The 21,490-nt window shown below is 49.1% G+C and carries 16 protein-coding genes, 1 tRNA gene and 2 rRNA genes (1 of these 19 running past the window's edge); 12 read left to right on the forward strand and 7 right to left on the reverse strand.

All coding sequences use genetic code 11. The annotated features are described in order from the left end of the window. The 4 genes from SYK_RS14135 to SYK_RS14150 form a co-directional block, all read left to right on the forward strand. Positions 1-1,643: ribosomal RNA gene (locus SYK_RS14135) — 23S ribosomal RNA — on the forward strand (it extends 1,299 nt beyond the left edge of the window). Between the two features lie 68 nt (positions 1,644-1,711). After that, positions 1,712-1,826, forward strand: a 5S ribosomal RNA gene (rrf, locus tag SYK_RS14140). Positions 1,827-1,886: 60 nt separating this feature from the next. After that, complete coding sequence (locus tag SYK_RS14145; protein WP_281760918.1) at positions 1,887-2,144, forward strand: hypothetical protein; 258 nt, start codon at positions 1,887-1,889, stop codon at positions 2,142-2,144. A gap of 11 nt (positions 2,145-2,155) precedes the next feature. Further along, positions 2,156-2,914, forward strand: coding sequence for a dimethylarginine dimethylaminohydrolase family protein (locus tag SYK_RS14150; RefSeq protein ID WP_281760919.1), 759 nt, complete (start codon positions 2,156-2,158; stop codon positions 2,912-2,914). Positions 2,915-3,036: 122 nt separating this feature from the next. Here the strand turns inward: SYK_RS14150 and SYK_RS14155 are convergent, their stop codons facing one another. From SYK_RS14155 to SYK_RS14170, 4 genes are all read right to left on the reverse strand, one after another. Next, positions 3,037-5,073: an AsmA family protein gene (locus SYK_RS14155; RefSeq protein ID WP_281760920.1), complete on the reverse strand. Its 2,037-nt coding sequence runs from the start codon at positions 5,071-5,073 to the stop codon at positions 3,037-3,039. A gap of 9 nt (positions 5,074-5,082) precedes the next feature. Further along, positions 5,083-5,778: a DUF4197 domain-containing protein gene (locus SYK_RS14160; protein WP_281760921.1), complete on the reverse strand. Its 696-nt coding sequence runs from the start codon at positions 5,776-5,778 to the stop codon at positions 5,083-5,085. A gap of 121 nt (positions 5,779-5,899) precedes the next feature. Continuing rightward, positions 5,900-9,079 carry an aryl-sulfate sulfotransferase gene (locus tag SYK_RS14165; protein ID WP_281760922.1) on the reverse strand — a complete coding sequence of 1,060 codons (3,180 nt, stop codon included), beginning with the start codon at positions 9,077-9,079 and terminating at the stop codon, positions 5,900-5,902. A gap of 58 nt (positions 9,080-9,137) precedes the next feature. Further along, a complete protein-coding gene (locus tag SYK_RS14170; RefSeq protein ID WP_281760923.1) occupies positions 9,138-10,181 on the reverse strand; it encodes a DUF1786 domain-containing protein in 1,044 nt (347 codons plus the stop codon). A 112-nt stretch (positions 10,182-10,293) separates the two neighbouring features. Here SYK_RS14170 and SYK_RS14175 point away from each other — a divergent pair, with 112 nt between their 5' ends. Then, positions 10,294-11,130, forward strand: coding sequence for an esterase/lipase family protein (locus tag SYK_RS14175; RefSeq protein ID WP_281760924.1), 837 nt, complete (start codon positions 10,294-10,296; stop codon positions 11,128-11,130). Positions 11,131-11,182: 52 nt separating this feature from the next. Here SYK_RS14175 and SYK_RS14180 read toward each other — a convergent pair whose 3' ends face one another. Beyond that, positions 11,183-12,766 carry a HEAT repeat domain-containing protein gene (locus SYK_RS14180; protein ID WP_281760925.1) on the reverse strand — a complete coding sequence of 528 codons (1,584 nt, stop codon included), beginning with the start codon at positions 12,764-12,766 and terminating at the stop codon, positions 11,183-11,185. A 30-nt stretch (positions 12,767-12,796) separates the two neighbouring features. Continuing rightward, positions 12,797-13,255: a chemotaxis protein CheX gene (locus tag SYK_RS14185; RefSeq protein WP_281760926.1), complete on the reverse strand. Its 459-nt coding sequence runs from the start codon at positions 13,253-13,255 to the stop codon at positions 12,797-12,799. 311 nt (positions 13,256-13,566) lie between these two features. On the opposite strand from SYK_RS14185, the gene SYK_RS14190 reads away from it, so the two are divergent. The 3 genes from SYK_RS14190 to SYK_RS14200 all read left to right on the forward strand — a co-directional run bounded on the left by SYK_RS14190 (position 13,567) and on the right by SYK_RS14200 (position 15,902). Next, a complete protein-coding gene (locus SYK_RS14190) occupies positions 13,567-14,316 on the forward strand; it encodes an N-acyl homoserine lactonase family protein (protein ID WP_281760927.1) in 750 nt (249 codons plus the stop codon). Between the two features lie 95 nt (positions 14,317-14,411). Continuing rightward, positions 14,412-15,320: an AEC family transporter gene (locus SYK_RS14195; RefSeq protein WP_281760928.1), complete on the forward strand. Its 909-nt coding sequence runs from the start codon at positions 14,412-14,414 to the stop codon at positions 15,318-15,320. Between the two features lie 81 nt (positions 15,321-15,401). Continuing rightward, entirely contained in the window at positions 15,402-15,902 is a 501-nt protein-coding gene (locus SYK_RS14200; protein ID WP_281760929.1) for a hypothetical protein, read from the forward strand. Between the two features lie 52 nt (positions 15,903-15,954). Here SYK_RS14200 and SYK_RS14205 read toward each other — a convergent pair whose 3' ends face one another. Continuing rightward, positions 15,955-16,638, reverse strand: coding sequence for a DUF554 domain-containing protein (locus tag SYK_RS14205; RefSeq protein ID WP_281760930.1), 684 nt, complete (start codon positions 16,636-16,638; stop codon positions 15,955-15,957). Positions 16,639-17,019: 381 nt separating this feature from the next. Here SYK_RS14205 and SYK_RS14210 point away from each other — a divergent pair. The 4 genes from SYK_RS14210 (at position 17,020) to SYK_RS14225 (ending at position 21,026) form a co-directional block, all read left to right on the forward strand. Continuing rightward, positions 17,020-17,106: transfer RNA gene (locus SYK_RS14210), tRNA-Leu, on the forward strand. 164 nt (positions 17,107-17,270) lie between these two features. Then, the gene (locus SYK_RS14215) at positions 17,271-18,563 is read left to right on the forward strand and encodes a hypothetical protein (protein ID WP_281760931.1); all 1,293 of its coding nucleotides are present in this window, start codon (positions 17,271-17,273) and stop codon (positions 18,561-18,563) included. A gap of 89 nt (positions 18,564-18,652) precedes the next feature. Next, a complete protein-coding gene (locus SYK_RS14220; RefSeq protein WP_281760932.1) occupies positions 18,653-18,901 on the forward strand; it encodes a hypothetical protein in 249 nt (82 codons plus the stop codon). Then, positions 18,894-21,026 carry an AAA family ATPase gene (locus tag SYK_RS14225; protein WP_281760933.1) on the forward strand — a complete coding sequence of 711 codons (2,133 nt, stop codon included), beginning with the start codon at positions 18,894-18,896 and terminating at the stop codon, positions 21,024-21,026. Before SYK_RS14220 ends, SYK_RS14225 begins: the two co-directional genes overlap by 8 nt. Positions 21,027-21,490 lie beyond the last annotated feature (464 nt).

Here is a 21,490-nt window from a genome sequence, read left to right on the forward strand (position 1 = left end):
TGAGTAACGATAAAATAAGTGAGAAACTTATTCGCCGTAAACCTAAGGTTTCCTGGGTAAAGCTAATCTTCCCAGGGTAAGTCGGCCCCTAAGGCGAGGCAGAAATGCGTAGTCGATGGGAAACAGGTTAATATTCCTGTACATGTATATGTGTGCGATGGAGGGACGCAGAAGGATAGATGGTCCGGGTGTTGGATATTCCCGGTGCAAGCGTGTAGGGTTGAACTGTAGGTAAATCCGCAGTTCTTTATGCCTGAGACGTTATGCCGAGTCTTTAATCGACGGAAGCCATTAATTCCATACTGCCAAGAAAAGCTTCTAAGTTTAGCATATGCATACCGTACCGCAAACCAACACAGGTAGGTGGGTCGAGCAGACCAAGGCGCTTGAGAGAACTCTGGTTAAGGAACTCGGCAAAATGACCCCGTAAGTTCGCAAGAAGGGGTGCTTGAAATTGTGATCATTTTACTATGTGAGCAACTTCAAGACGCAGTGAATCGGGGGGGGCGACTGTTTACTAAAAACATAGGTCTCTGCTAAGTCGTAAGACGATGTATAGGGACTGACGCCTGCCCGGTGCTGGAAGGTTAAGAGGTGGGGTTAGACTTCGGTCGAAGCTCTGAATCGAAGCCCCAGTAAACGGCGGCCGTAACTATAACGGTCCTAAGGTAGCGAAATTCCTTGTCGGGTAAGTTCCGACCTGCACGAATGGCGTAACGATCCCCCCACTGTCTCAACCAGAGACTCAGTGAAATTGAATTCCCAGTGAAAATGCTGGGTACCCGCGGAAGGACGGAAAGACCCTGTGCACCTTTACTGCAGCTTGACATTGGTATTTGATTAATAATGTGTAGGATAGCTGGGAGACTTTGAAGCATGTTCGCTAGAGTGTGTGGAGTCAACCTTGAAATACCAGCCTTTATTACTTAGGTATCTAATCCGTAGCCGTCATCCGGCGCGGAAACAGTGTCTGGTGGGTAGTTTGACTGGGGCGGTCGCCTCCTAAATAGTAACGGAGGCTTGCAAAGGTTACCTCAGGCTGATTGGAAACCAGCCGTTGAGTGCAAAGGCATAAGGTAGCTTGACTGTGAGAGAGACATCTCGAGCAGGAACGAAAGTTGGTCTTAGTGATCCGGTGGTTCCGCATGGAAGGGCCATCGCTCATAGGATAAAAGGTACGCCGGGGATAACAGGCTGATCGCGTCCAAGAGTTCACATCGACGACGCGGTTTGGCACCTCGATGTCGGCTCATCACATCCTGGGGCTGAAGCAGGTCCCAAGGGTACGGCTGTTCGCCGTTTAAAGTGGTACGCGAGCTGGGTTTAAAACGTCGTGAGACAGTTTGGTCCCTATCCTCCGTGGGCGTAGGAGAATTGAAGAGGGTCTGCCCCTAGTACGAGAGGACCGGGGTGGACGAACCTATGGTGTTTCTGTTGTCACGCCAGTGGCATTGCAGAGTAGCTAAGTTCGGATAGGATAACCGCTGAAAGCATCTAAGCGGGAAGCCAGCCTCAAGATTAGTTCTCCCTGGACATTTATGTCCCTAAAGATCCCTTGAAGACTACAAGGTTGATAGGCTGGGTGTGTAAGCAACGTGAGTTGTTCAGCTAACCAGTACTAATAGATCGTGCGGCTTATTTAACAACTTAATGGAATTCTCTCTTCCCCTGTTTACTTATATATTTGAGTAGACATTACTCAACTCTTTTTCTTGGTGCCCAAGGAGGAGGGGGTACACCCGGTCCCATTCCGAACCCGGTAGTTAAGCCCTCCATCGCCGATGATACTGCATGGTAGCGTGTGGGAAAGTAGGTCGGTGCCAAGGATCTTTTAAGAAAAGCCCTGATTCATATGAATCAGGGCTTTTCTGCGTTCTCAACTCAACATGCGAAAACCAAAGTTGACCATCCCGGCCAGATCAATCAAGACTTTATCATTGTTTCCGGCCACCAATTCCCAGCCCGCACTCAAATTGTTTCTCGAATGTGCACACCTGGTGGAAGAGTCGGAACCATCCGGTTATTATCAAGATATTTCAAAAGCCTTGGTTTTCTCTGAACCAGGGCTTTTTGTGTTTTTGAGCCGGCTCTTGACCATTTTGCCCGAAGTCTGCATTCTGTTTTTAATTATAGGACTCATTTGAGGAGAGACGACATGTTCACCCGCGCGATCACCCGCCGTCCATCTGAAGAGATGGTCAACGGCATCACCTCCGCCAGTCTTGGTAAACCGGATTTTCAGCTCGCTTTGAAACAGCATGAGGCCTATTGTCAGGTGCTTATTCATCTTGGCCTTGATGTGACAGTACTTGATTCTGAACCGGGATTTCCTGACTGCTGTTTTGTGGAAGATACCGCTGTGGTTTGTGAGGAAGTGGCAGTTGTTACGCCGTTGGGGGCGTCTTCTCGGCAAGGGGAACAGGAGAGCATTGAGCCTGTCCTTGCCCTGTTCAAACCTGTCGTCAGGATATCCTCGCCAGCCCATATTGAAGGTGGCGATGTGTTGCAGGTTGAGGATACGTTTTATATCGGACTTTCTGACAGGACAAACCATGAAGGCGCTGTGGCCTTGGGTGCTGCCGTGGAACCGTTTGGATATAAATGGAAAGAGATGGCCTGTTGTCCAAGTCTTCATTTCAAGACGGATGTGAATTTTATCGGTAATAATACCATTTTGGTTTCGCCGTGTTGCGAGGATATGGAAGAGTTGGCCCACTTTGATCGAATAGTCGTTGAAGATGATGAGGCCTATGCTCGGAATTGTCTTTTAATTAACGACACGGTCATTGTCCCTGATGGGTTCCCCCAAACGCTTGCCAAGGTTCGTGGCACAGGTGTGGAAACCGTCGTTCTTGATGTCTCAGAATACCGTAAGCTCGATGGCGGATTGACGTGTTTGTCGCTTCGTTTTTAGTTTTTTCTATAGAAAAGGCCGCTCGAGTTACCGAGCGGCCTTTTTTACGTTGTGTATCTTGGTATGGAGATAAATGGTGATCAAAGGTATTCTTTGCTCACCGGATTGAGACTCTGGGTAAGCTATTTCTTTTTAAGCAGACCGCCGAAAGGATTGGTCGGCTTATCGGTTGTGTCGGTTTTTGACCCACCGAGAATGTCTTTCTTCAGTTTGTCTTCCAAGCCTTTAGTACCCTGTTTGAATTGCCCTTTAAGCAAAGCTTCTGCCATCGCCTTTGCATCAAGGCTGATTGATGGGTCATTGAGGTCTCCTTTGACGTTGATGGGCAGGGGGAGGCCTTTAAGGTCTTCCATGGATGCACCATCCTGACCTTTGAGAGTGCCTACAACCGTTACTGTCGCTGTATAGTCGGTGTTGTTTTTCGGCAGGTTGGCCCATCCTTTTCCGGTGACTCGCAAGAGGGGGGACTTCATCAGCAGATCATCATTGGTTATGTGACCATTTTTGAGGACTGCGGAACCGAGCAGCTCAGCAAAGTCTGTCCGGGCCGGTTCGTCGGAGCTAGTGGGCTTGCCTTTGATTTTATTCCAACCGTCGCGGAGCATCTTGGCTACATTCACACCGTTGATCGCGCCATCTGTAAAGGCAAAGGATGCCGTGCCAGTGACAGTTTGTTTGATGTTGGGAGGGGTCAGGCCCATGCCCTTGAGGTTGTATTTGACGATCGTTGTGCCGAGCACATGGTCCTTGCCGGTTAGATCCTTGAGCAACGGTCCCGCCTGAACACCCTTGAGATCAGCTGTCTCGCTCCAGCTTGCGATTTTTGTATTGGCGTTGAGCATAGAGTGCGCCATGAGGGTTCCCTCGTAGAGGTTTGCGGAAAAAGGTTTGATCGTGACAACACCGTCTTTTGCTTTCAGTTCACAAAGGATGTCCGAGATCCGCAAGTTTATGGCCTTGAGTTTTCCAATGGTCATCTTGGCGTTCAGATTTAGTTCTTTGAGTGCGTTGAGGTCGGGTTCTTGAGTTGGTTTTTCTGTGCCTATGTCGGAGGCTGCTGGTTGAGCCTGCGTTTTAGGATCGTCTGATTTGGGTGGCATGTATCTGTCAGCATCAATGTCGTCGACGTTGACGGAAAAAGCGATGGCCGGTTTGGCAAAGTTCTTGACCGAGCCGGTGGCTGTGATGGTGGTGTCGTCCAGTTTTACTGTCATGTTTTCTAAAGATACGGCAGTATCAGAACCATTGTATTTTAGATCGAATCTTAGCTTTTCCAGGGCTTTTGGGTCTGCTGTTTCCAATGATTCCATGCCTATTTCCTGCATGAGCTTTTTGATGGAGGCTTCGGCTAGCGAGAGTTCACCGGAAAAGGCATTTTTTCCGTTTGCAGATTTGGCGAAGAAGTTTCCTGCCAATTCAAGGTTGAGGGCTTTGAAGAGCATTTCGTCAATTTCGACAGTTCCTGCTTTTTGGTCAAATTTTGCGAAGCCGGTCAGGGTCGGACGAGTTTCGATTTTGGGGGAGTCGAGCTTGAGATCAAAACGTAACTCGAATGGGAAGCGAACTGCATCTCCCACTTCTCCAATGATGAGACTCAGATTGCTTAATGAGCTTGTGCTGCCTGCCTGCTCGTCGTCATACAGAATATTGGCGTTGGTGATTTCAACACCCTGTACAGACAAGCTCTCAACCTTGTTTTCTTTGATTTTGGGCTCTTCCGCCACAGGTTTCTGTTCTGATTGGGTTTTGTCCGTGTCTTTGACGAGGTCATCCCAGTTGGTGATGCCCTTTGTGTTTTTCGTCAGGTTGAGGGTCAATCCGTCTAATACGACCATGCCAATGGTGGCATTGCCCGAGAAAAGCGGAAGGATACGGATAGAGGCTTCCGCTTTGTTGATGCGGACCATTTCAGCGGGACTGAAGCCTTTCGCATTGCCAAGAGCCATGGGCCCGACCTCAAGGCCGAGGGTTGGGAAAAAGGTGAAGCCGATGTCGCCTTCAAAAGTGAGATCTCGACCGGTTTCTTCTTTTACAGCCTGAGAAATTTCTCCTTTGTACTCATTCGGGTCAACCGTTGTTACAAGGATAATGACCGCGATAATGAAGAGAGACAGGATGGTTCCTGCCGTTATCAGGAGGATTTTTAGCAGTTTGTTCATTATTTGCTCCTAAAAGAGTTTTTTAAGAAGTTCACTTGCATTGGCTGCACCATTGGATCGTAAATCTTTTTCCTGATCACCAATGTACATGAACATGGCATCAAGAGCCTTGTCTGTCACGTAATCCGTCGGATTAAAGGGAGAGCCAGAGGCATTGGACATGAGCTGGGCTGCTGATATGGCGTTTGTGTAAGCTCCAAGGCCTGCTGTTTCCAGTTGTTGTTCGACAATAGGCCGAGCCAGTTCTTTGAGTGTTGGACGTGCTGTTTCTTCAAAGTAATCCGTAATGGACGTATCGCTGCCGCTGACCATGGATGCGGGGTTACCTATGTCCATGGTGTCGATGGTTTTGTGGAAGAGCCCACCAATGGGTTCGACTGAACTTTCTGCCGCCGTGTTGAATGAGGAAAGTAGTCCTGATTCGCCAATCATGGATGAAAGCATGTCGGGAAGTGGGATTGATGCGGCCGGATTGGCAGCGAACCCGCCGTCTTTCCCAAGTTCTGCAACAGCGTAGTCAGTTCCCATATGTAGGACTTCTCGAATGCCAGCGTCGGCTTCTGTCGGCGTGTAGGGCAATCCGATCGCTTTGGATCCAGTGTCTCCCATTTCCTTGAGAGAGTCTCCCCACCCTGCCATTCCGGGCAGAACAAGCAGTGTGATCGATAAAAATAAGGAAACCGGGAATTGGAGTATTAGCCTCATAGGGTGCTCCTTCTTGTAAAAATTATTTACTTGAAAGCATACCACGCGGCGTGGCCTCTGCCTAGGGGAGAGTAATTATTATCACAAGAAAAGAGCGGCCCGGAGACCGCTCATTAATATTTTACTTATTGATCGAAAGTCGCTTTAGCCCCGGATGTTCAGGAGGAATTCGTGTGGCACGGAATATTCGGTGGTTTGAAGTACTGTTGGAGCCTGTATACGTGTATTCCCAAACGGGTTTGGCATTGGCAGATACTTCGAGAATGCGTCCTGCCGGGCCATCACTAATGAGAGTATGTCCGTTTGCCAGTCGTTGCGCTCCGGATACTTGTTCTGCAAAAAAACGTTTGCCGCCATTCTCATTATAAGACCAGACGACCTTGGCATTGAGGCGGGTCGATTTGAAGTAGTACTCTGGAAGAATTTCGAGGACATCAGATCGCTGGGTATGTTTGTTTCCGTTGTTGAAGATGAGGATATGTTCTTTACCGGGTTTTGCACCTTTTACCCAGCGGGCATCACGTTGATCGACAAGTATGGGACGACCAGAAGCTCCGTATGCCTGAGGATTGCCCCATCGGAACAGAATGTCGCCTCCCCGGTGCATGATGCCTCCTGTAGTGGATGCGGCCTGACTGGTGCTGGTGGAGTGATCGATTATCCAAACTTCACCTGTATTGCGCAGACTCAGTACGATCTGCCTGAGTTGTGGGTTATAGTCGATGGAATTGGCATGGAGCCATTCAGGGCGGCGCGAAGGGTTGTAATTGATGTCTATGCGTTGCGGGAGACGAACCGGATTGGCAAAGTTCGGAGCAGACTGATTAGCATTTTGTATCAAGTGGTCCCAAGCATGCCATTCCCAGACGATGTAGCCACTACGGGGTCCTGATTTGCGAATTTCCACGATATGTTCTGCCCAGATTTTTCCATCCGGGTGGTTGCGGACTGAGCCGCCGACCGCTTCGATGTCAGACTCGTTTTTCAGCTCCCATGCCAGGAGCAAGACGTTGCCGTTGGGAAGTGGGGCAATATCGTGGTGCTGCCGGACCTTGTTCGAAACATAAGTGTATTCCCAGACAATCTGGCCGCGAGGTGAGACTTCCTGAATAATACCGCCAGTAACGTCCTTACCAATAAACGGGGTGCGGACTTCTCCTTTGCCTGGAGACACACACCGGAGCAGGTTGCCGTTGTTGAGCAAATAGACTGCACCGGAAGATTGGTCTTTGCCGTGCCACGTTTTGACGGTTTTGCCCTGCATGTCCACCAGAAGAGTGTCTTTGGACCCCATGGGCGCAAAGAGGGTGTATCCGTTGGAATCATTGACGGCTTGCGCGGTTTGCTTAGGAACGATGGCCGGAGCGGGGGGCGGGGTCGGAGTAATTGTTTTGGGTTGTTGCGCAGGGGCTTGTTTTGGTGGTGCCAGAGCCGCGGTTGAGGTCTGTGTGGGCACAGTGGCCTGTGTGACTGGTTGTTGTGGGCTTTTTGTCTGGCCCGATGCTCTGGTTATTTCCTTTTTGGACAGGCAATTGTCTCCATTAAGGTCCATGCGCCAGAATTTTTGCTGCATTTCGCCGGTTGCTTCATTGATGGTAATGCAGCCGTTGCCGTCCATGTCCATGCTCAGCATGAGTGCTTCGATATTGGGTTTCCTGCCCGGCTTGGTTGGCGTTGGCTGTGTGTCCAATAGCGAGGGCGTTGGGGCAAGCAAAGCTAGATTTTCTGGTTCTTTTTGAGGTGCAACAGGTGTCACTTTTTTTTCTTGAACCGGAGAGACTGATTTTGAGATCGTACTAGGAGTGGCTGCCACTGGGACTATGGCAACAGGTGCGACTTTTGCGGCCGGTGTAGCTGGTGCTTCTGTTACGGATTTCGGAGTCGGGGCCGCTTTGGGTGCCGGAGCTGTTATGATGGGTTCGGCAATTGGTTTTGGAGCTGGAGCAACTTTCGGGGCCGCAGAAACTTTCGGAGCGGGTGCTGCAACGGGAGCGTTCATGGTGTCGAGCAGTTTTTGATCGACGGATGCCGTGTATTTGGCTTCATAGGGTGGCAGATTTTTGATAACTTCGAATCGATCTATGTCCTTGATTCGGTATTCGAGTTTGGATGGACGGAAACGGTGTCCGTTGGTTTTGTAGCCCACGTTCAGCATGGTTTCGGATTTCCGGTCCAGGCCTGGATTGGCCCGAAAAACGGATTTTCCCTTGTAGCCATTTTGGATGACTGAATCTTGTACTTTGACAACGGATTTTTCCCCATTGAAGAATCGTGTGTCTTTGCATTCGCATTCGTTGTCCCAAACAACTGACTTTGTCAGGACTGTCGTGTTTGGTGCCCCAGCTCCTTGATAGATGGCCGGGCCGTTTTTTAATGATCGGTTACCGGTCAGTGTCGAGTAGTACATGATCGGCGTGGAGCCACCTTCATTGGCCATTCCACCGCCGTTTTCTGCTTCGTTGTTGCGGAAAATCGAGTTGAGTAGCATAGGGGCTGCCCCGAAATCGTTGAACATGCCGCCGCCGGTGATGTCTGCGATATTGGAATCGAAGACACAGGAGACGAACAGGGGAGCCGTTTGCATTTGATTGACGACACCACCGCCGTGGGCCAGTGCTGAATTCTGCCAGAAAGTACAATCCGAGAATTTTGGAGAGGTAGCAGGTTTGGCCGTGGGATTGTCTGAAGTTGCGGTCATGTTGTAGGCCGCGCCACCCATGAGAGCATGATTGTCCTGAAAGGTGCAGTTGCGTATTTCGGGTGAGGCTTGATAGTTGAGTATGCCTGCGCCAAATCCTGGCTGAGGACCAGCCGTCAGTGTCTGCGCTGTCAGTGTTTTGCCGCCGGTCCACGCCGTATTGAGGCTATACCCACCGGTAATGGTGAAACCATCCAGTACCGCATTGTTTGCGCCGACAACGACGTGAAATACGTTGTCATCAGGGATGCCGGGCTGGCCGATATCACCGGACAGAACGGTCGGGTGCTTTTTGATGTCGCGTTTTTTCAGTTCCGTTTCAACGCCGGAAAATCCGCCGATCACTTCCACCCCGGATTTGAGGTGGAAGGAGGCGTTTCTGTCATTGGTGTTTGTGGGCGTATACATGCCCTCGGCAACCCATATCTGATCACCGCTTTGAGCTGTTTCAAGAGCTAGAGTCAATGTCTTGAATGCCGTTGCCCAGGAATTCCCGTTACCGGGTTGAGTAACTTTTTCACTGACAAACAGGGTGTCTGCATGGGCGGTGGCCGAAAACAGGAGAACACAGAATATGGCGGCGATGAGTCGATTTTTATGCATAGTCGTACTCTAGTAGCCATACTCATATGTTTCAGTCAACGATCATATAAGTATAAGTTTATGTCTGGTTTTTGTCAGCCAGCGTCATGCCTTTAATAAGACCGAAACATCCGGCAAGCATCATGTCGCCACCCGGTGCCGGGAACGAAACATCATACCCTTCCAGCATTGCCCTGCGCGGACCGAGCACAAAAGTCTGCTTGAACCCATCTGCTTCTTCGGGCAGCTCTCTGGTCAGGCAGCCGTGCCCGCGCTCTTCAAAGACCTGTTCAAAGGGAAGACAACCACAGCGGAACTGCTCCAGATCGGCCCAGAGTTTTTTGCCGTTCACGCACCCGGTGTGTTGTTCGTACACGCCGTGGATCTGTCCTTTGAACAGAAGGAATGCGATAAGATGGGAGTTGCCAATGTTAACCAGGGTGATGCCTTTTTTGAAACTGAGTTCTTCGATTTCGTCCACGTATAGGGCACCGAGCACGGCAGCCGCGCCGGTGTCTGCCACCACGCCTCCTGCTATGTCTTCCTGCAGGTCGCGCAGTCGGGTCAGCATTTCGGGCGGTGTCTGGTAAATCAGAGATTCGGGACGACCTTCGCCTTCAGTCAGGAATGTCTGCCAGAGTTTGAACCGGCCACGTCGGTTGGATTCTCCGGGGTGGAATCCGTGATCTTGAGCACAGGCTGCAATGTGATCGGGCCATGGGAGCTCGGCTGCTTCAAGGAAGTTACGCCACCAGTCCTTGTCAAAGTCTGTGAGACGGACAGGTTCGAATCCTTCAGGGCATGTGTCGGTCAGTTCGATTCCCATGTCAGTGACGCGAGTGAGATCGTCGGCCATGGTGTATGCGGCGCTTCGGCTGGCGGAGACCTTGAGTCCGGCCTTTTGGTGGGCGCGGATGAACCTTGTCACTCCCCCACCCATGTTGCGGTCATGGAGCCATATGTTTTGTCCTTGCATACGCAGATTCTCAATCCTCCGACCAATTTGAAGGGCCGGGGACGGGATCACGAATTTTGGGCAATTTTCGATTTCTATATTGGGAGAATACAGCAGCACATCTTGAGTGCCGCTACCGATATCGAGACAGAGAGTGGTGTTTCCCACGTTGATCTCCTTTTTGTTTGGTAAGGAGATACACCCGGAGTCGTCCAAAGGGCAAGATGTGTCACTATGGTACCAAGTTGACACCGACTCGCTCTGCCGTCATTGTGCCGTCATGCTGATATTCATACTTTCCCTTATAGCTTTTATCGTCGTCGTTCTGTCCGCGTTGCGGTATGGAGCGTTCATTCTTTCCAATGGTATCGCTGGACAATTGTCCGAGATTCGCGAAGGCGTCGGTCAAATGGACCGAGCTGTGGGAAAGGGGCTACTCAAGGCTGTCGCTGCTGACTGTATTGTACTTCCGATGAGTCTGCTTGCCTTGCTTCCAGATCGGGAGGAATATGTTCCGGGAACCCCTATACTGATGGTTCATGGTCTGTATCATAATAAATCTGCATGGACCGTGTTTCGGCATCGACTCAAACAGGCTGGTTTTTCTAACTTGCATACGTATCAGTATAATAGTTTTACCAAGGATTTCGATGCGGCATTGGTCGGGATGGAGGCCAAGCTCGATCAGTTGCTTGCCCAGAGTTCTGAAGGCAAGGTCATTCTTATCGGTCATAGCCTTGGTGGTTTGGTTTCTCGTTGCGTGGCCGGAAAGGCTGCGTATAGGGACCGAGTGACGGCTCTGATCACTTTGGGATCTCCACATAAGGGGAGTGATCTGGCGTGGCTCGGAGGTAATCGTATGGCTCGTTCTCTTATTCCGGGCAGATATATTGCGCAAACAGTGGAAGGGACACCGGACCCGAATTGTCCCCGACTCGGTATTTATACGCTGACAGATGATTATGTTTTTCCTTTGGATATGCTTCGAACCGGGCGAGCCGGATGGCAGGAACGAATCTGTTCCTCCATGAGCCACGTGTGGATGCTCTTTTCTGAAGAGGTAGCCGAAATGACAATCGAATTTATTCGGGCATCAGAGACTTCGGAATCAGAATGATTTTGTGTTTTAGTTTGTAATAAAAAAGGCCTCTTAACGAGGCCTTTTTTATTTATAAAGTAATTTCAGCGATCTTCGCCTTAAGCTCGTCTGGCTTGAACGGCTTGGTGATGAATGCTGTGACTCCGGCTTTTGTGGCCAGATTTTGTTGTGATGCTTCGGATTCAGTGGTGACCATGATGATGGGCACATCTTCCAGACCCGGTGTGGATCGGATTTTGCCCACCAGCTCCATGCCGTCCATGACGGGCATGTTCATATCAGTGATGACTATTTCGAATTCTTCTCCCTGCTCAATGAACTCATAAGCTTCTTCGCCATTGGTAGCCATGAATGGCTCAAAGCCGAGGTCCGTCAGGATGGCCCGGTGCATGGCGCACATGGAGCGAGAGTCATCTGCGGCCAACGCTTTTTTGGAGCCCGTGGATACCTGAGGCAATCTCTGGATGTCTTGCTCCGCGCGAGAACCACCAATTTCATTGAGCACAACACGGAATTCTTCGATGATTTCTGGGTCGTTGGATTCGGCCAGTGCGTCCATCAGAGCATCTGCTGCACCCTGAGTTTCGTAGAGAGCGTCAAAAATGGCGGTTGCCTTGGAGGAAATAACGCCTCGGGCGAGTCTGTCCGCCTGATCGTCGGCTTTGATGATCATTGAGGTCAATGTGGAAATCATGCCGGGATTGACGTGTTTTTCCAGACCTCCGATAACCGCCATGAGAATAAGTTCTTCGGTTTCGGAGAGGCCATCAACCAAACAGATGATGCCCTTCATTGTGCCGATGCGCCCCAGGGCTTCGTAAACGGCATAACGGACGTTTTCATCTTCGGCCAAGCCTTTGTCAAAGGCTGCGACCAATCCGTCTGCGCCCAATTTGTTGCGCAGGAAGCCAAGGACGTTGGCAGCCAGAATTTTGTTGTCAGTGTCGCCAGCTTCGAATGCCGAGAGAAGCATGGGGATGCACTGAGCACCGATAGACAGCAGGGCATCGGTAATGATGCGTCTGACTGTGGGATTATGATGGTGTAGTTTTTCAACCAAAAAGGAGATGGTGTCGTCCGAGTCATACGTCGCGAGGGCATCCACGGCCTTCCATGTGGTAATGTCGCAGACTTCAAAACGATCCGGGGCTTCGCTTTCGGTGATCATGGCCTTGAGATGAGTAACGGACTCCGCATCTTTCAGCTTACCGAGGGCTTCGATGCAGGAAGACTGAATGAAAGCGTCTTCGTGGCTCAGGAATCTTCTGAATATAGGCAGGGCTGAATCGTCAGCGATACGAGCCAGAGAAGTGAGGATTTCCATGAGGCGGTCGAGGTCCGTCTCTGTTTCGGCAAGGGCAACCAAAGGATGGGCTGCTCTTTTGATTGCATATTCGCCTGCAACTCGAATGCAGAGAATTTTATATCCGTCATGGGAGTCGTTTAGGCCTGCAACAACCTCGTTTTCATTGCTGGACAGGACTGCGTTGAGGGCGTTGACTACCATATAGTCGATGGAAGTATCTCCCACCGGGTTTTTGAGAAGTTCCAGAAGGCCGGGTAAGGCGTCTGGGTTTTTGCTTCCTGAAATTTCATTGAGGATCGTTATTTGATCTAGAAATTCCTTGTCTCTGAAATTGTCAAGCATTGGCATGGTCTCTCCACATCTTACATTGTCGTCGGTTTACTCGAAGCAGAATTCAATGGTGAAGTCCCCGTCCTTCGTGGTGAAGGGGATAGCCATGATGGGTGATTTCGCCATGTGGGAGATGGTGTGGTTGTCTCCCATGACGACTGTTGGAGTTGATCCCTGAAAAACAAGGCCGCTTTCGGCAAGGCCGGCACGGGCTTGACCGGAAATCATGTTGGTCAATTCGCCTACTGCGTCCTTGACGTCTTGCATGATGTCATCAATTTCGTCTCCGAGCATATTCTTGACGATGGCTACGGCGCATCCTTTGGAGAAGGAGAGAGAGACGCTGCCGTTCTTTTCGCCGGTGATACCTACCATGCCGGAGACATCCCCCGCCGCGACATTGTTTTTCTTGACGTAGGGTTTGCCAACCTCAGGTTTGACGAATGCCATCGTGGACAGTACGTCAACGGCTGCTTTTATGAAGGGCTTTGCCAGTTTAACATCCATGTTTATTCTCCTTGAAGAATCATATTCGCGGTCACACAATCTTTGCGATACAACCGTTTGAAATGGTTTAACAAAGGTTGCGCAGTTTATCCAATGGAAACGAGATATTAAATCCTCGTATTTCAATTACCTACCGGCTTCGGTAAAAGCGGTCAAGACGTGTATAGTGAGAAATAATGCCCCGTGTGAAATTTTTCTCGTTAAAGTGGGCATGAGTGGAGCGTAAGTAATATGGAGGAACGGTCATGTTGCTTGACAAAATTGCAGGCCCGTCCATAGGTTGAGACAGTAGAGAAAAGGAAGTTATACTTATGAGCACATACACCATTCATCCCATCGTTATGGGAACCAAGGTCTTCGACAAGGGAATGATGACGTACCAGCAGGGATACGGCACGCCGTACACTATTCCTATATATACTTGGTATATAGAAGGCGGGGATAAGAAGATCCTGGTTGATACGGGTGAAATGCACCCGATTATTTCGGATGAACGGGAAAAATCCATCGGAGGTAAGATTCATACTTTTGAGGAGGGGCTGGCGAAATACGGTCTCAAACCTGAAGATATTGATATCATTATTCACACCCATCTGCACAACGACCATTGCGAGAACGATTACAAGTGCGAGAATGCGAAAATTTATGTGCACGAAAAGGAAATGGAACATATTCATAATCCTCATCCGCTCGATTTTCGTTACCTTGAAGATTACATCGAAGACGTAGAGGAAAACGGTCAGGTCATCACCGTGGATGGTGATACCGAAGTTTTGCCGGGTATTACCATGATTCATACCCCGGCCCATACCCCCGGCGGCATGTCCGTGAAGATCGAAACCGATAAAGGTTCGGTTCTTATTTGCGGTTTTTGTACGATTCTGGAAAACTTGGACCCTCCCATCGAGGTCAAAGCCATGGAGATGGAAGTCATCCCTCCCGGGACGAATACTGGTCCGAATGAGGCCTATGACATTTTACTCAAGGCCAAAGACATGGCCGATCACGTTCTACCTTTGCATGAACCGAAGTGGGCGAGCATGGAAACGGTACCCGAGTAGCTTTGGTGTGATTTTTAAGTCTTTTTATGGGAAGTCTCTTCTGAGGCTTCCCGTTTTTCTTGCCACCACCGCCTGACCCGGCGTAGGGTTCAACCATGTCTCTGGTCATCCTCGCCATCGCCCCTGTTTTCGGGCTTATTTTGATTGGTTTTCTTTTGCGTCGTTTTGAATTCCCTTCTCAGGGGTTCTGGCCTGCATCGGAAAGGGTGACGTATTATGTCCTGCTTCCGGCTTTGTTGGTGCAGGGGCTTTCCGGCAAGAATATTCAGGCTGACAGTCTGCCGCTTGCCGGAGCGGTGTTTTTTGCGGTGCTTTCTTCTGCATTGCTGGCTCGATTGTTTTGGCCGTTGCTCAAACTCGATGGTCCTGCATACACGTCATTGTTTCAAGGCGCTTTCAGGCCGAATACCTATGTTGGTTTGTCTATCGCATCGGCCATGCTTGGCCCGGACTGGATGACTTTATCCGCTGTGGCGTTGTTGACCATGATCCCGATAATCAATGTTATTTGTGTGTTGACGCTCTCCCGGTACGGCACTCCCGTCAATGGGGGGATGGGGGTGATTCGTGAATTGGCGAAGAATCCTCTTATTCTTGCCTGCCTAGTCGGACTGTGCCTGAACGTGCTCCATGTTTCGTTGCCGGAAGTGCTCAATGATTTACTGAGTATTCTGGGGCGGGCTGCCTTGCCTATGGGGTTGCTGGCCGTGGGGGCCGGATTACGATTGGAGAAAGTTGAGGGCGGCAAACGGTCTTTATTGGTCTCTTCTGTTCTTCATTTGATATTTCTACCGATTATGGCTGCTGGATTGTGTGCTCTGTTTGGTGCAGATGCGGATGCAACATTGACGGCTGTTATTTACACCGCGATTCCTGTGTCGGTATCGTCTTTCATTTTGGCGCGTCAGATGGGAGGGGATCATCGGCTGATGTCCCAGATCATTACTTTTCAGACACTGGTTTCCGTCATAACCCTGCCGGTTATGCTGGGGCTATTGGGATAGTTGGGGAAAACCCCTTGATTCTATGGGGGAATTGAGAGACTATGCCGATTATTTGTGCATACGGTATACAAGGAGATCATAATGGCTAAAGATTTCAGAGAATATCTTGTTGAAGTGTCCCGGCACGAGACCTTTGGACGCGTGTTCAAAGAGGTGGCCGTCGGGAGCAAGGTATTGATCTCGTTTCAGGCAAGCAATGTCCATGGTTGTTATCCCGAGGAAACTCTGGACGATGTTTATGCATACACGCATTGGGAAGTTTCTTTGCGGTCCACGAAGCCTGCAATTGATGTCCCTAAGGCCGGAGCATGGGAATTCCTCAAACATAATTATTGGGCCAAGCCGTTTGATAAACCCGATTTTCAGCGTGCTATTGCTGCGGACAATGTGCCGGCCAAGCATTGCCAGCGGATTTTGGAAGACGTTATTGAGTACGCCTTGCTGAAAGGGCAGCTTGAATCCGAGGATGATATTCGGTTGATCGAGCAGGATGAGGAAGTAAAAAAATACACCAAGAATGCCAGCGTGGGCTGTAGCGGTTGTGGTGGCGGTCAAAAGACCATTGAAAAGAAAGCCGATTAAATACGGTTTTTAAGATCACGTCGAGGCCCGTTCCATAAGGAGCGGGCCTTTTTTATGCGAAAATGGCGGTGAGAACGACCACGTAGGCCAGAGAGGGGAGTAAATTCGCCATTCTGATTTCGGTCAGCTCCAGTAGGTTGATGCCTATACCTATAATAAGAAGGCCGCCGCAACCGGTGATCTGTGCAATCATCATGTCAGAGAAGTACTGTTGAAAAAAATTGGCTCCCAAGGTTAGTGTTCCTTGATAGAGCAGCACTGGGATGAAAGAGAATAGGACACCAGAGCCATACGTCGCGGCAAAGGCGATAGAGGCAAAGCCGTCAAGAATGGATTTGGTGAACAGAACTGTCGTGTCTCCGCGTATCCCTTCTTCAAGAGGGCCGATGATGGCCATGGCCCCGATGCAGTAGACGAGAGAAGCCGTGATCAATCCCTCTGTGAATTTTGCATTTTTGGAACCGATGAGTTTCTTGAAACGGTTGCCGAGTCGTTCAAAGAGTGTGTCCAGCCGTAATATTTCTCCCGTAATACCGCCCAGAAGAATTGCGAAGATGACAAGGATGGTGTCTTCGGTTTTGAGTGCCATCTGGATGCCGATAAGCAGGACACTCAGGCCCAGTCCTTGGAAAACAATGGTCCGAATACGTTCAGGGAAATGAGATTGAAGCCAACATCCCAGAACAGAGCCGCCGATAATGGCGAAGGCGTTGACGATGGAACCTATGGGCAGCAATGCGATCTCCTGACGTTACGATGAATACAGAGGAAGATTACTACCATTAAGCAGCGGGCTGTGACAAGACAGTTCAGGGGCGTGATGTTGCGATTCGAGGTTTTATTTCGGCATAATGGCAGGCACTTTGTTCACGCGCGGGAGACAAACATATCAAGAAGGACATTCGGGATTTCGTCACCGTGAGCCATATATGAAATGTTTGATGTAATCCGTCAAATTGCTTTCGGGTATCTTACATGAGTCTTTTGTCCTGCCTGAAACAGGTATCTGTTGTATGCTGTCATCTGAATGAACAAATTTTTAAAGAAAAAATGACACCGAAGTGTGACAAGAGGATTGACAGCAACTCCCACCTGCCCTATGAAGAACGTCTCCCGTGCCAGGGTGGCGGAATTGGTAGACGCAGCGGATTCAAAATCCGCCGGCTTCACGGCCGTCGGGGTTCAAGTCCCCGCCTTGGTACCAGAATGAAATCAGGGCCTTAGAGTGATTTAACAATCCTCTGAGGCCCTGCTCTTTTTGGTGAGAAAGAGATATTGCCACAAAAAAACCACAAAATTTGAAAAAGTGGTTTTGTCGTATCTAATGAGTTGAGTCTGTAGGCATCGACCAGGGGCGAAGGAGGACTATTGTCTAGAAAAAAGAACGATTACGTATTCACTTTGAGTTCTGATAAGACGTTGAACCTTATGCATAAGGCCACTGAGCATGATTTTTGGCGTTATGAGTACTCGCGTCGTAATTTTTATCTAGAGCTTGTTAATCCCAAAAACGGATACGGCTTTCATTTGTCGCCAGTGGATGGCGGTGGAATTCCGAGAGAATTGCAAGCTGCCCAAGGTTGTGTGCTTAAAAAGTGTATAGAATTGTTCGAAAAGTCTGGCTATCCCTGCAGTCCTGAGAATCTGGACGAGTTGTCATGGAAGCACAGGCAACATTTTCATTGGGTTCTTTCGGCGTTGATGCAAATTAATCTAGGGCGTCAGTTCGGAGATAACCCCAATTACCAAATAGCATCGGCCAATAAGCTGTATTTGATGTTGGATTATTACGATGTTTACTCGGCTAATTCAGAATTACGAAATATGTTTTTAGATATTCAAAAAAAAGACCCCGCATGGGTTGAGTCTTTGGCATTTAAGATTATTAACCGTTCGTGCTGCGATGACTCGTTAAACTGGTTATTCGAGAAGAGCCTTCAATTTGGATATTTCCCATGGCAAATGCTTCTGATGGACGACTTACTAGAGTCTTTGCAATTCTATAATGACACGACAGTTCCCCCATGTCTTTGTGAGCCTTTTTTGAGCAAGGATAGCCTCTTGATTGAGTATGGTGTTGAAGTGAATTTTGCCTCTAGGAATAGGGCACAATTTTATTCTTCTGAAGATGATAGCTCCTTATATTGCTATCTTAGTATGCAGAATACCGATATTCCTATAAAAATAGCGCAAAGTATTGAGGCCGCCATTTATAGATTTGAAAAGAAAAAGAAAGGCAATCCCTTTGGAGAAAAAGAGGGGTCGGTAATTCAGATCTGTGTAGATATGAATATATTCGACACGAAGCGAATGAAAGAAGTCTTAGTGCTGTTGGAGGCTCAGATCATCAAATATCGGAACTGGGCTTTTCCTCAAGAGCATGTATTCGATGGTGACAATTGGAAGACTCTTAAGGCTATCTCGGTTGTAAAAAGTGAACAGACCTCATTTCGCTCCCGCTGCATTGGTTTATGGTTGTGGGACCAAAGCAATATCCATGGCATGTCCAGAAAAGATGCAAATGAATTGGCGTTTGAAGTTGAGGTGTTTGGATTGTCTGAGGATCTTGATGCAACTGCTTTAGACCGACGCTATACTCTTGCTCGGGCGTGTGTTGAACGTATGCGCGTACTTAACTATCGCTCCTTCATTAAATCCTAATATCTCGTTTTTATTCGTTATCGATTCTTGAAAGCGTGCTTATCTTAAATCGCGTTCATTGTGCAGTCTCTATGGAAAAGGAGGCGCACATGACGTCAAAAGACAACACTTCAATTCAACAAGTTATTCTTCAACTGGAAAAAGAGTTCCCCCCATTAATTTCAAGAAGCCTTGGTTCAAAAGCTACCGGGTACACAGTAGCTGAACGGACTTTCGCTAATCTTGACAGCAAAGGCGAAGGGCCTGCTGAGAGGCTGAGGATCGGCCGTCGGGTTTGTTACCCTCGATCTGCCTTTATATCTTGGGTTTTGGAACGTTTGGAGGTTGATAATGACTAACTTTCTTTCGCAGCCCGAGACACATGGTGGGGCTCTCTCTGTTATTTCCAAAAAATTGTGCCCAGTACAGAAAGATCGGCTGGATGTACTCCGCTATCACGTGCTTAAAATGATCACCGAGGATCCGCTTTCGTTTTTGAAAGGGATCCTACCAAATGGGCGGATTACCGGAGGTGGGGTGCATCATGATGCCGAGATGCGGTTTCGGGTCTTTTTCGAACATCACCGGAACAGTCATGGCAACATCGGTAGGTGGGATCGGAATAGCGATGTGTATGCTCCATTTAGGGAAGTTGGCAGTGGCTCAGACTTCGGCCAGGATTTCATTTCGTTGTATGCAACAGTAGAGGGCCTGAGCCGTGTCGGGGGCATGAGCGAAGCAGAGGCGATTACGGAACTGGCCAGGGAGTACGGTGTGCCGTGTGAGATGCTGGATAATGAGGTTCCGCGTTGGAAGCAGGTCGAGATTGATGATCTGGATATTTCCAATTCAATCAACGATGTGAAGGGATACTTCAAGCTGAGTCAGCAGAAAATCGAGCGGCTGAAGTACAGCAATTCAGACGCGATAAACGCGATCTATTGTCGCCAAAATGAATATCACAGGAACGCTCGTCCCATGCATGACCGTGATGGCAAGCGCATGGGGCTGATGGTCATCGATGCCGAGGGTCAATCAGCCTTGAAGACGCTGTGGATGAAAAAGCCAAACGGCAAGAAAGGCGAGTGGCAATATTCGAACTTTGCAATGAAGCCATACCCGTTCGACAAAACGCATGAGGCCTTCAGGGCAAAGAAGAAGGTTGCCTACGTGATCAGTGATCCGGTCTTGGCTGAACAATTTGAGCGGTGGCAGGAGGAAGGTGTTACCAGCCTCAAGGGCGCATTCGTCCAAACATGGTTCGGGGGAAAGCAAACGGTTGTCGATTTGGACTGGGAGGCCCTCAAGCATCATGATCTACGAGTAGTTATTCGTGAGACTGAGGAAGACTTCCAGCTCGCCCAAGCGATCCTTGAGCAGGTTGTCGATCAACATGGTCTCAAGTCCGTTTCGCTCTATCGCTATGGGACCGAGAGTGTGTACACCAAATCGGTGCTCTACCCTTTTGATGACAGTAGGGCCTTCAATCTCGCAAATGATGCGTTTCTGTTTCAACTCACGAAACAGGACATTTATGTCAGCCTTGGCTTGGAAGAACGTGCCGAGGTCCTCGACGTATTGCCCGATGAACATGACGAGTTGTTTGTCTGCATCGAGGGAGTGCTCGAAAGAGAAACCGCAACCATGCTTTACGCGTATGATGGCGTGGGTAAGAGCATGATTGCACTCAGCGTGGGGTACGGGCTTGCCAGTGGTAAAAATGTCTTTGGTACGGCATGGAAGGTCCCAGTACGTAAGAAGGTTTTGTACGTTGATGGAGAGAACTCTCGGAAGGACCTGAAGCGCCGGGAAGCAGCCTTTCGTCGTTGCTATGGTCTAGAAGAATCCTCCCCATACTTTACGATGATATCGTCGGGTAAGGAACGTAAGCTGTTCGATCTGACTGACAAGGAGTTCAGAGAGCGGCTGCGGGTTAAGCTGTTTACCCCGTCAGGCAAGCGAAAGGTAGATGTGCTTATCCTTGACAATTGGAGCGCCTTATTTTCCGGGGAAGAAGACAAGGCATGGCGGGACATCAATGGATTTCTTGCTGAGTTGAAACTTGCCGGGATAGCCATATTGTTCGTGCATCATGCCTCTGACGCAGATCCGAGTAAGCCGGATGGGTATAAAAAGAAGAATCGCTTTTTCGACAGCCGTTTTTACGCGGTAAAGAAGCAGGCTTCTTCTGATAATGGTGACCAACCCATGGCCGTCAGCGTACATGGCGGGAAAAGTCGTTCTGGCTCAGGTCATACAGCCTTCGATTTGCGGCTCTTTTTTGTCAAAAATCAGTCCGGAGAGGAACGCGCCTTCTGGCTTGTCGATGCAGACAAGCGGGCCAGGGACGTCTTTGAGCTCCGCACCCAAAAAATGATCTACGAGCAAATCGGAAAGGCTCTTGGTTGTAGCAAGAACACTGCAAATGATAGTATCAAGAACAACGGGCATCCTGATCCAGGAAATTGGGTAAAATCCAAATAAATCAGACTGGTATACACCCATCCCAATCCATCCCAGTGAGCAGGCCGCTTTTAATCTGCTTCTGGGATGTTTTTTTTATGTTTAGTCAGTGATTCTAGATTGATGCGCGTATTCGGTTTCATCCAAATAGTAATCCCGAAGTATCGAGCAATGCTAGACACTTTAGAAGGCTGTTTGCTGTTTTAACCATTCGATATGGCAGGATAAAATGAATATGCTGGGATGGAGGGATGAGCTTCGGTCTGAAAATGTTGAAATTTGGATAACCTTATATTCCAAATAGTTATATGCAAATAGTTGGAGGGAGGAGAAAAGGTTGCACCAAGGGGATGTCCTTGACGAGCCAATTCCGAGCTTGAGTAACCCCATTACTCTAAGCATTTAGAGGAGGAAATTCGCCTTTTCCAAGCGAACGACCATGGAGGTAGCATGTAGATTCCTCCTAGGAAAAGATCATCAGCCAC

Origin of the sequence: Pseudodesulfovibrio nedwellii, from assembly GCF_027923765.1 — a bacterium.
In the GTDB taxonomy this organism is placed as follows: domain Bacteria; phylum Desulfobacterota; class Desulfovibrionia; order Desulfovibrionales; family Desulfovibrionaceae; genus Pseudodesulfovibrio; species Pseudodesulfovibrio nedwellii.